A 2,489-nucleotide genomic window follows, 5' to 3' on the forward strand; every position below is an offset into this window, starting at 1 on the left:
GCTCGGGGTCGTCGAACCGACTCCCGAGTGGACCGACGAGTGGTTCGATTTCGACACTGGAGAGCCACGTGAGTGGCGTGACAATCCGGGCCGGACGTGGCACGGTGAAGCGCGCGTGACTGGGCGGCTCTGGGGAGGTAATTTCAGCATCGTGAAGTGGCACCTCCAGACCGACCACTATCTCCCCTCCCTCGACGAACTCGATGGGGCGATTCTCGCACTGGAAACGTCGGAGGACGTCCCACTCCCCCGTGAGATCCGCTACACGCTTCGGGCGATGGGCGAGCGCGGTCTCCTCGAACGGTTCGACGGTCTCGTGATGGGACGACCCCGAACGCACTCACCGGGGTTAGAGTGGGAGCCACCCGCGGACTACGGCGAGCAACTCCGCGAAGAAGTGCTGTCGGTTCTCGGCGAGTACAACCCCGACGCGACGGCGGTGTTCGACGTCGAATTCGGCCACGCAGACCCGAACGTCCCGCTTCCATTGGGCGCGAAGGCGACGCTGGACCCGACTGTGGGTCGGATTCGAATCGAGTAGCAAAACAGAGGCGCGCACATCACCCGGACAGAGGCGTGCACATCACCCGGACAGAGGCGCGCACATCACCCGGAAACGACGCGTGCGTCACGCGGGGGATGACCGCGCGCATCCACGCGTCACATGTACGGTTCTGGGTCGAGGTCGCGCTGGGCGCGGTACTGTTCGACGAACTCGCTCACGTCGAACTCGAGCATCTTCGATTCGAACTCGGAGACGACGCTGTCGTCGTCGGCGTGGCTCACGGCGTGTTCCATGAGTTCGACGACGAGTTCGACGATAATCTCGTGGAGCCTTCGAGAATCGAAGTCGGTCACCCAGACGATGCCCGCGCCGACTTCGCCGTCATCGGAGACATCTTCGGAGATGACGGCTTCGGGGAACTCTTCGAGGACGATTCCCATGAGGTGCGCCGTGCCGAACTCGGGCATATCCTCGCTCGTCGTTTCAATCGTCTCCTGAAGGATTTCGACGAGGAATTCGGGAATGAATCGGTCCGGTGGGTGCGCGTCCATGACGACGGCGTGCGTGTCGCCACAGGGGCAGTCGAACTCTCGTTTGCCCAAGTCGAGTTCCCGGACGCGCTTTTCTTCGCCACAGGGCAACTCCAAGACGGCCCCGCGACCGCCGGGAACGCGCGGTTCAGACATACCCGTGGGTTGCGGTTCTCGCCGTTTAAACGTCGCGTTCTTCCGAATCGGCGGCGGAGAATTGGTCGGTCGGTGTCGATGCGTCGGTCAGCGGCGGCCCGTAACGTAGAGGATGGGACCGACGATGAGCAGCGTGACGCCGAAAAAGAGGTAGTGCGGCTTGGCCAGCGTCACCGGCGTCAACAGGAAGATGAGCCCGAAGATGACGGTGTTGATACCGATGATACGACGGGACTTCAGCGGCAGTGCTCCGACCGTCGACAGAATGAACACGAGCAACAGCGCCTGCCCGATGTTGTAGTCGAGCAGGAAGGTGTCTATGAGCTGAAGGGGAAGCATTCTTGTTTTCTCGGTCGGTTCGAATCGACTATCAAAGTTCCGTTATTCTCGCTGGAGACGCGTGTCCACGACCCATCATATAGGGGCATTCCCGGTTGGAGTGGTCTCGGCACGGAATTACGTCGCCATCAGGTCGTCAGGGATTCTGCTCTTTTGGACCGGTGATGTCGAGCGGTCGAATCCAGCCGAACCAGACGATGAACACCATGCCGGCGTAGCCGAGGGCGAACACAATCATCCCGAGGTTCGTGTAGCCCGCGTTCCCGAGGTACCAGCGCGCGACGCCCGGGAGAATGACCCCGAGCGTCACGACGGCGATGAGAAAGAGGTTCCCTCGCGTGAAAAACGACTCCTGCGTCTCGCTCATGTACTGGTGTCAGGGCCGTGGGGACGTGAATCGTACGGTTCGTTGAGGACGTCACCCAGACAACCGGAATCGCCCGACTGCGGTCGAGAGCCACCCAAAGCATATACCACCCGCCGACGCACCGCGATTATGCATCTTCGTTTCCTTCCCGAAGAACACCGCGAGACGTACGGCGAATTTCTCAATTACGCCTTCCGTCCGCAAGAAGGCCCTAACTGGGACGACGACCGAATCCCCGACCCCGAGATATACCACCCCAGAGGGTTCTACGACGCACCACCCGACACACCAGCGGCGGACCTCGACTCAGCAGACCTCGTGACCGTCTGCGCCTTCTACGACTTCACGGCGCGCGTCCGCGACGAGTGGCACCCACTTCCCGGCATCTCGGCGGTCGCATCGCCGCCGGAAGCGCGCCGCCAGGGACACATTGCCGCGATGCTCGACGCACTCCTCGTCGAGTTCCGCGGTAGCGGTCGCTATCTCTCGGCGCTGTGGCCGTTCAAGTACGCGTTCTACCGCCGGTTCGGGGGGGCGACGACGAACAACTACGCGCAGACGCCCGTCCCACCGGATGACCTCGCGGCAGTCG

The 2,489-nt window shown here is 62.3% G+C and carries 5 protein-coding genes; 2 read left to right on the forward strand and 3 right to left on the reverse strand.

Annotated features, from left to right (window positions below; translation table 11 throughout):
• A partial coding sequence (locus QT222_RS02480; RefSeq protein ID WP_491476196.1) for a S66 peptidase family protein occupies positions 1 to 541 on the forward strand: 541 nt, incomplete at its 5' end.
• Between the two features lie 119 nt (positions 542 to 660).
• Here the strand turns inward: QT222_RS02480 and QT222_RS02485 are convergent.
• The 3 genes from QT222_RS02485 to QT222_RS02495 form a co-directional block, all read right to left on the reverse strand.
• Positions 661 to 1,191 (reverse strand): DUF5815 family protein, encoded by a 531-nt coding sequence (locus tag QT222_RS02485; protein ID WP_004059777.1) that lies wholly within the window; start codon positions 1,189 to 1,191, stop codon positions 661 to 663.
• 87 nt (positions 1,192 to 1,278) lie between these two features.
• Positions 1,279 to 1,530 carry a DUF8006 family protein gene (locus QT222_RS02490; RefSeq protein WP_004059776.1) on the reverse strand — a complete coding sequence of 84 codons (252 nt, stop codon included), beginning with the start codon at positions 1,528 to 1,530 and terminating at the stop codon, positions 1,279 to 1,281.
• A 136-nt stretch (positions 1,531 to 1,666) separates the two neighbouring features.
• A complete protein-coding gene (locus QT222_RS02495; protein WP_004059775.1) occupies positions 1,667 to 1,897 on the reverse strand; it encodes a DUF7996 family protein in 231 nt (76 codons plus the stop codon).
• A gap of 129 nt (positions 1,898 to 2,026) precedes the next feature.
• Here QT222_RS02495 and QT222_RS02500 point away from each other — a divergent pair.
• Positions 2,027 to 2,489: GNAT family N-acetyltransferase (locus QT222_RS02500; protein WP_491476197.1), on the forward strand; the 463-nt coding region annotated here is incomplete at its 3' end.

Source organism: Haloferax sp. s1, assembly GCF_058382125.1.